Annotated in this window: 9 protein-coding genes; all 9 read right to left on the reverse strand. The window is 39.3% G+C overall.

Annotated features, from left to right (window positions below; all coding sequences use genetic code 11):
- Nucleotides 1–2: 2 nt before the first annotated feature.
- On the reverse strand, nucleotides 3–791 hold the full coding sequence (locus RFH42_RS09425; protein ID WP_308975332.1) for a phage minor tail protein L: 789 nt from the start codon (nucleotides 789–791) through the stop codon (nucleotides 3–5).
- Nucleotides 775–1,995, reverse strand: coding sequence for a phage tail fiber protein (locus RFH42_RS09430; protein WP_308975333.1), 1,221 nt, complete (start codon nucleotides 1,993–1,995; stop codon nucleotides 775–777). Before RFH42_RS09430 ends, RFH42_RS09425 begins: the two co-directional genes overlap by 17 nt.
- Before the next feature lie 50 nt (nucleotides 1,996–2,045).
- Nucleotides 2,046–2,384, reverse strand: coding sequence for a phage tail protein (locus RFH42_RS09435; RefSeq protein ID WP_308975334.1), 339 nt, complete (start codon nucleotides 2,382–2,384; stop codon nucleotides 2,046–2,048).
- Between the two features lie 60 nt (nucleotides 2,385–2,444).
- Nucleotides 2,445–3,044, reverse strand: coding sequence for a hypothetical protein (locus RFH42_RS09440; RefSeq protein WP_308975335.1), 600 nt, complete (start codon nucleotides 3,042–3,044; stop codon nucleotides 2,445–2,447).
- A gap of 386 nt (nucleotides 3,045–3,430) precedes the next feature.
- Complete coding sequence (locus RFH42_RS09445) at nucleotides 3,431–3,838, reverse strand: hypothetical protein (protein WP_308975336.1); 408 nt, start codon at nucleotides 3,836–3,838, stop codon at nucleotides 3,431–3,433.
- Between the two features lie 147 nt (nucleotides 3,839–3,985).
- Nucleotides 3,986–4,417, reverse strand: coding sequence for a hypothetical protein (locus RFH42_RS09450; RefSeq protein ID WP_308975337.1), 432 nt, complete (start codon nucleotides 4,415–4,417; stop codon nucleotides 3,986–3,988).
- Between the two features lie 93 nt (nucleotides 4,418–4,510).
- Entirely contained in the window at nucleotides 4,511–6,481 is a 1,971-nt protein-coding gene (locus tag RFH42_RS09455; protein WP_308975338.1) for a hypothetical protein, read from the reverse strand.
- Complete coding sequence (locus tag RFH42_RS09460; RefSeq protein WP_308975339.1) at nucleotides 6,478–7,551, reverse strand: minor capsid protein; 1,074 nt, start codon at nucleotides 7,549–7,551, stop codon at nucleotides 6,478–6,480. The genes RFH42_RS09455 and RFH42_RS09460 overlap by 4 nt, the downstream gene beginning before the upstream one ends.
- A 1-nt stretch (nucleotide 7,552) precedes the next feature.
- A partial coding sequence (locus RFH42_RS09465) for a DUF4055 domain-containing protein (protein WP_308975340.1) occupies nucleotides 7,553–8,166 on the reverse strand: 614 nt, incomplete at its 5' end.

An 8,166-nucleotide genomic window follows, 5' to 3' on the forward strand; every position in this document is an offset into this window, starting at 1 on the left:
ATTTACACCATACTTGATGCAGGGAAGCCACCAAAACGCATTGCATTATCACGACAATCGCAACCTGAGGTTCGATAACTGCAACGGTCTAATGCAGGGTTATCTGTAGGTTCATCTTTATCGGTAAATTTAGCAGAACCAATATAGCCACATTCTTCGCTACGATATTCCCAGCCGCAGTAGTTAGTGATTTGACGTGTTGGGATCTTTAAACCTTCAAAGTCCACGGGATTAGATAATTCAAAACTTACCTGCTGGGCATTCTCAGAGGTCTTTTGTTCAATGAACCACAGCTGTTCTCGTTTTTCGTTTATGTTGGCACTGGCATTACCTGTACTGAAATTAGCAGCATCTAAATACTTAGCCAAAGTTGTAATAACTTTGAGTCTAGCTCCTGCAAAGTCTCCGAACTTCAAACAGTAGGCAGATACAGCATTTTGGATACCATTGATATTATTGGCCATACTCAAAGTGGGTGCAGAGGCTTTGCCATCGCTACGCATTTCAAGACCTGAAACTTCTAAAGCCATCGGCTCAAAAGTCTGACCATTGAAAATGATATTTCGCATCCACACTTTATCTGTGCCATTCTCAAATAACTTGCCAGCCATTTGAGTGGTATCACCTGCCATTGTACCTGAACCAGCATAGCTGTAGATCCGCTGCCAGTCCTCATAAGCAATATGCCCATGAAAACGTAAAATGCCAGCGCCCAAAGCACCAGCATCAAGTTCATAGAGTCGAATTAAACCATCGACATAGAGTTTCTGAAAATCACTGTTCAGGCCCATGAATTACCTCATCAAAGATTTGGTTTCCGTCTGCATCTAACACTGGTACATCTTCAAATACTGGTTGGCCATCTAAATCGACCATTTGCACCAGTTCAAAAACATTTTCACCGTTTTCATTAATGACGGGCTGATTGGTTAAAATCGGTGTACCGTTTTGATCGGTGTGGATATAAGAAACAGGGGTTTGGAATGGCTGACCTTTCACAATAACAGGATTACCTTCATCATCGATCAAATCTTGCATTTTCGTAATGTGGGTTAACTGCGGCGCATACTTAATTTGCTCAACCATTTTGGGTTGCTTCTTAGTCCGTGGTACTCGCTCAATGATTGGCTTTGCAGGCAATGGATTTAAACGGATATCAATCCAGCGTGGTTCGCCATTGGCATTGTTTGGAATATCAATCGGCGCATCTAGATTCGGAACAATATCACCTTCATCATTGAGTTTTTTCTTAAAGGTCTTCACTTCAAGATCACCATTCTCAAGTGTTTGATACTGAACAGCACAGATCTTATTACCATTGGTATCTGCAGGCACTTCAATCCACCAACCTTCTGTAGCAAAACCTTGAGTGCCTTTAATCAGGTAATGGCCTGTGTCTACTTTTTCAAAACTTGGGTTTTGTTCCGCAGCTTCGGCATTGGGTCTGATCATGGTGGCAAAAAGCTGAATCACTGGTGAGGCTTTTTTAATAAACCCATTTGAATCAGTTGTTGTGTTTGCGCTAGTTAGGTTATAACGCCAAGTTCCGTAGACATTATCACTAGATGAATAACGATAATAAACTGTCGGATTTCCACCATAACTTAAAGCCATTTGCACACGCCCAGCTGTTCGTGTGTACAGTGTCTTTGTTTCAACATAAAGATTCGAGTATGCCGTGATATCTGATGGCTTATTTGTAATTGTACCAACATTGACTAAACATCTTTCACCAACAGGAAAAGTATTAAGGTCTTTATATACTTCTGGAACATTTGGTGTATTGTTAGTTATATATCGATCAACTTGAGTCCCGTAAGCCCCACCAAAGCATTTATTGTATTCAGGAATATCACTATCTTGTGTCCCCACCATCCGACTCGCTGCATGCAAAGGATTACTAAAATTTTCATTGGTCTTCACATTCGCTGAACGGTTAGTATCACCACCAGCACCGCTTGGCTGAGTGCCTAACTTAATATCTTGAATCGCCATAATTTCCTCACAAAAAAGCCCCAACAATGTGGGGCATGAAATTGATTAATTTAATACTGTTGATAGAACGTTGTAGAGATCCGCCAGACATCACCACCTAGATCGACCTCTTGATACTGAACATCTGTTTTCACTCGGACTAAGCCATGCTTAGGATGCTTCCACAAGAATGAATCAGCCCCCTTATGATCATCAAAGAACTGTTTAATCTTTAAAATATCTGCTGCATAAGCAGTCTTTTGAAAAGCCCACTGGCCTTTTTTATTGTTAATCCCAACACTGGCATGTTGTTCATAACCATCACCGAACTTAGAAGACAACACGGCGAACTGAGTTGATGCATTATTGCCTTCTAGGTCGGATTCATAATCGAATAGTCTGTCGCTCATATTTTTTCCAATAAAAAACCCACTCTAGTGAGTGGGTTGTCATGCAAAACATTATTTAAATCATTTTATACCGGAAACTTTCTCTGCACTGCTGTTCATGCTTGAAATCCACTTATATCCATTAAACAATCCACCAACTATAGCAATGATTGCCAGAGTATAAATAATATTAAGAAAAGCCTCGCCAAATCGATTTAAAATGCTTTTCTTATTAGTTATTTCGGTTTGAATGACCGCTTGATTCTTATTCATTGAGCTTTCCAGCTCAACTATCTTCTCACGCAAAGAACTTGTTATAACTTCGACTCGAGCAGCCATTCTCTGGTCTGCTTGAGTCTCGATGTGTTCCACATGTTTAAACAACATATTTTTAAGAAATTGATTAACTAAATCCTCGGCGCGCTTTTGGTAATTTAAAATGCTAGACTCAAGGCAAGTTGATCGATGAAACTCCACCCATTGCTCTGGCGTTGGGCTAGTTCCGCACTTCAACTCAATTTCTTTAATGAATTCAATTTTATGTTGCTTGTAAAGGATGTAAGCTATCGCACCGACAAGATCATTCTCATCTTGAACTAGACGCTCATATATCCAATTATATTCAAGATTCTTACTTTCTTGCATTACCTGGCGATCTCTCACTAGAACGAGCTCTTGCATAAGCATCATTCATTTCATCTCGAGAGAAAGAAACACTGCTGACATATGTGGTGCTGTAGTTGCTATTGTAATTCGAGGCTTGGGTATTGCGCTCTAGTTTTTTTGTGGAAACAAAGTGGCTACAATTTCTGTTAACAACTGTCATTGTATTTCCTCCTTAGACAAAAACACCCTATTATCTTTTTATAACAGGGTTATCCACATAATAACTGGTACTGACTATACCGTCAACAAGAGTATTTTTCAAAAGTCAAGCCCTCTACCAACTGGGTGTGCTAATTCTTGTCGCTCATCAGCACACACTACTAAATAACTTTAACTTTCAATTCTTTTTTCCAATCAAAAACCCACCGAGGTGGGTTGTCATTACTATTTAACTTAAACATTTACTTTATTACATAACAGGTATTAATTTTATTATTAGATGTTTTCACACAAGTCCAACTATATTTATCACTCTTGGTGATTTTTCCTGTTTTATAGTCTCTTAGATAATAACTTTCATCACTATGACCTTCACCAAAAATTTTATCATTTTTTGATACACTTATATCACAACCCTTTGTATCATACTCAGGACACATGGTTGATTCTTCGATATGTACTTTAGACTTGCCATACTGAAGAATTGTATACATGCCTCCAGCACCACCACCTGATGAAATTATACATTTTTGTGCTGGTTGTAATTTGTCTTTAACAACATCAGCACATAGTCCTTTAGCATCAGGGAATTCATGTGCAGACACTACACCAGAGATACACATCACTGCCAATAAAGCTAACTTTTTCATTTAAAAAACCAAATTATTTTTTGAAAATTTACCAGTTAAAATCAATTAAATCCACGGCGATAAGTTTTGATTTCAATTCTTTTCTCCAATAAAAAAACCCACCGAGGTGGGCCCTAAATCAAGTAAAATATATTCAGTCTAAAAACACTATGCCTCATAATATTTTTCATAAAATATCTTTTCAAATCGGACCATAACATCTGTCAAGTATGACCATGTATTGTCAATATCACTATTTCTTCTATCTGAAAAATATCCTTCTTGGCTCAATGTATATAAGTCTTTGTCTAGCATAATAAATGGCTCTTCTATACCATCAAATTGATGTGCGGTTAAATCAATCACATGTGATTCAGATTCAAGCCAAAAATGAAAAATATATCTAGGATGCTCTCCTTTTATTAATGAGAACTCCCGTATTCCTTCTTGCCTTAATATGCTTAAAAGAATAGAGGATGCAATCTCACAACAACCATCTGGATATCTTTCATGATTACTAATTTGGCTTAACTCCTCAATCAGGCATAATTGAACCGCTTCTGTGATCTTTATAGCTCTATTTATTGTATTTACATCCATCCTAACCAAAAACTCCTTAATAAAAACCAAATTATTTTCGCAAATCTAGCACTTAGAAAATAGAAAAGCCACCGAAGTGGCTTTTCCTAAAGATTATCTGTGACTTAAAGGCCCACCTTGTCGTGCAGCTTCACGCCAAGACTTATCAATCATAGCTTGTGTTTCAGCTCGATTTTGCTTTTTCATCTCAGTAAGAAAAACCTGCAATTCTTCACCTTTCCAATCATGAGCAGCCTCAACTGGTTGAGAGGTGTTATTAACGATAGTGATCTTGACCTCTGCTTGCCGAATCATACTGGCCTGCTGTCTCTCTCGATGTACCTGAGGTAATTCACCCGTCTGGTTCATTCGATTAAGGTTTTCAACACCAATGCTTTTTACAGCTCTTGCCTTAACAACAAACTCCTCATTAGATAGCCATGCAGGAATTGAATCACTGGTTCCTGAACCAGGACCACGAACTAAACCACCAGTCGCGAATCCTTGAGGTGTGATTGCCTGAATCATTGCCAAGAAAGTGCCTTGATCAAGCATTGCTTTCGCTGCATCAGCCATCCTTCCCCAAACTGTTGGTTGAAGTGACTCATTGTAGGCTTTCGATGCAGACGAATACATATTCATACCTGCTTGAGCAATCGCAAACCCTTGCTGCATAGCAAACATGGTTTTATAAGCTCCAGAACTCTCTCCTAAAATACCTCTAAACATATTGGCAAATGAGCCAGTAAGTTGTTGGGCTTGGGTCAATTGTAAGTTAATAGAATCCTTCTGATATGCCTCCTCAACCTCTGTTTGACGTAAAGCATGTGCATCATAAATAGCCTGTCTAGTTTCTAAAGCAGTTTGCAAAATCAAAGTCTTCTGGTTCTCAAACTCCTGTTCAGTAATGAGTTCCTGATTTCGTTGCTCTTGTATACGTCCTAAAGCTCCTTGCTCTCCACTATCCACGGAACCCATTTGTGCATCAAACAATTGCTGAGAAGTATCAAGACGACTAAATCGATCCTGCTCTACCTGCATACGCCCTGTCGTTCCTTTCATCTGAGCATCAACATTGGCCCAATTCATTTGAGCATTTTGCAGACGTACTCTAGATTCTTCCTCTTGGCGAAGACGAATCATCTGACGCTGAAACTCTCGCTCTTTTAGATCTGCCACCTTAATGAGCTCTGCTTCCTCAAGACGATAACGCTCTTGCATTGCCTGAGTCTCAGTTAAGAATTGTTGACGCATTTGAAATAGACGTTGCTCTTTGGCTAACTCTAGATAGGCTTGCTCTTGTTTCAATTGCTCGTTTAACAAAGAAACAGCTTTGTCACGCTCATCTTTTGTTAATTCCAAATCACGACTAGCTGCAAACTTCTTCCGAGCAAAACTTTCCTCTAATAATTCAGCTTCGGTTTTCTGAAATTCAGCATAATCATCCAGTTTGGTTTTTAGTGCATACTGTGAAATTGCTATTTCATTCGCTGCTCGTTCCTCATATTGAGCAATAAGTTTTGATGTATCTTCAGCTGAAAAGCCAGCTTTATTGATCTCCTTGATATCCTCCTGTAGCTTCTTCTCTATACGTGTTTTTTCATCCGCTACAGCAAGAGTAAGTTGGAGTCTATTTTTAGCTGCATCTTCATCTTCTTTCTGTTGATCAATAAATGCTTTATAAGCATCATTGCCTGAGGTTGTGCTCCCCTTACTAGCTCCACCTTTCACTTTAGACATCATCGATGGAATCTGGTGCATCAACTCAATTACAACACCATCATCAAAAGTCACACGTGATGTATATCCACCATTTTCTGACTGGTATTTCGTTACATCTTTGACGGCAACACTGGTGGTAACTGCTGTACCTGCAGGAGCAGCAAAATCCCAGCCACCATGCTTTTTACCATCAGCCCGACCATTATCAAATTTAGGCTTAAGCTCATACTCCATAGAAAAAAGATTGAACTTAAGAACTTTGTGGTGGTCTTTAAGATTGGTTTTTTCAAGCTTTTCTAAAATCTCACGTTCAAATAACCATACAGTACGTTTTAGTCCTGTTTTATTTGGTTCTTTTTTCACAGCCCCAGCTCCTTAAATGTTTCCTCATCCAATCGTTTAAGCTCCTTTAGGGTATACAGCTTGCCTTCTGGATCAAGGAACTTATCAATGTTGTAGTCGCCATTCTTATAGAGTTCATAGCGCTTTTTACCTAACCACTCTCGTTGAAAGTCCTCATGCTGTGTGGAGAACCATTCCTTGAAATTGGTATTAGCACTAACTTGACCAGCATCACCAGGCTTAACAACAAATGGCCTTTTTCCTGCAAACTTTTCATCTTCATTTTCCACATAAGGAACGTAAACAGTTCGATTACGAGGATGTACTGGGAAATGTGGGCGATTAGGATCATCAATATCATAAATATTGCCATCTTCTGAAGCACAGAACTTACAGGTGCGATTATCTAGAGTTGCTGATACTTTAAGTTTTTTAACACCCAAAGCTTTATAGGTCTCTTCATAGGCAGTATTGCTAATATGACTACGTGCAGTTCTCACCACCATATCAATAGACTGTCTAGACTGATTTAAAATCCCATCCTCATAATTGAGTTTTGATGTGCCCTTAATACGCTGGGTAATCTGCTGATTGGTCTGCCCTTGGGAAATACCATCACGTATCGCATATTCAACACGGCGACGTGTGTTTTCTGCCATCTCACTAAATATCTGATCGATCAGCATCCCACCTGCAAAGGGCTTTCGTTTGGCTTGTTTAAAGATACTTTCACCTTGAGGTGCTTGGATTGTCTTACCGAGTGTTTTCGCTTGATGATTGGCCTCATATACAGCCAAAGCAATTGCAGATACTGCAAATGCTTCTGGAAGAATCAACACAATGGAAGTCTGCCATTCATTGAGAAGGCTTTTAATCTCTCTTAGATTCGCCGTGGTATATCGTGCACCAGATAAAGCAATGCGTTCCGATTCACTCAACTCATCAAGTAAGTCTCGAAGTTTTGCCACCATCACATTTGATTCACGGTTAAACTTTTTAAGTAACTCAATCACTTCATGTGACGATAAGCGATGCAAATAAGCTTGATGTTGAATAATCGCATTAATCAGCAAATCATCTTTATTTGCCATATCACTCACCTGTTAGATCAAGTTTTCCTTCGCGCTCAGCATCTAGATTCTTCTGTTCATCATCATAAGTCTGCTTAGGGAACATACCCGACTGGTTGTACTCCCACCATGATTTAAACGAGCTATGGCCTTGCACTGCACTTTCAAATAACTGTCGAGATAGATCAGCGAGATAACCTTGTTTATTGAACTCCTGACTAATTTCATAAAGCAGGTCATCTTTAGTTAGTACATTCACATCAGGCATTACAAACTTTGCACACCAACGAAGTGCCATGCTCATCGCTTCATTGATATTGACTGTACACAGAGATAATACCGAGTGTTGAACTGCATCATCATTTTTAGCTTCGGTGGCAGTTTTACTCGCTGAACCTTTCTCGACTAAACGTGCCCCCATTTCCTTCATCTGCTGCCACTTGTCTTTCATGGCCTCACGGGCAAGTGTATTTGGCTCAACCTGAGCAATACCAAATGAACCATCTTTAGGAATAGGCATTAAAGTTTTAGAGCCAATATAGACACCATTTTTACGGGCTTCTTGAAACCAATTCCAATCTACACCCGTAACATAATACTGCGGCTGCCCCATGTAATAGACTGACTCTTGAAAGT

Origin of the sequence: Acinetobacter rudis (assembly GCF_031157835.1) — a bacterium.
Taxonomy (GTDB): Bacteria; Pseudomonadota; Gammaproteobacteria; order Pseudomonadales; family Moraxellaceae; genus Acinetobacter; species Acinetobacter rudis_A.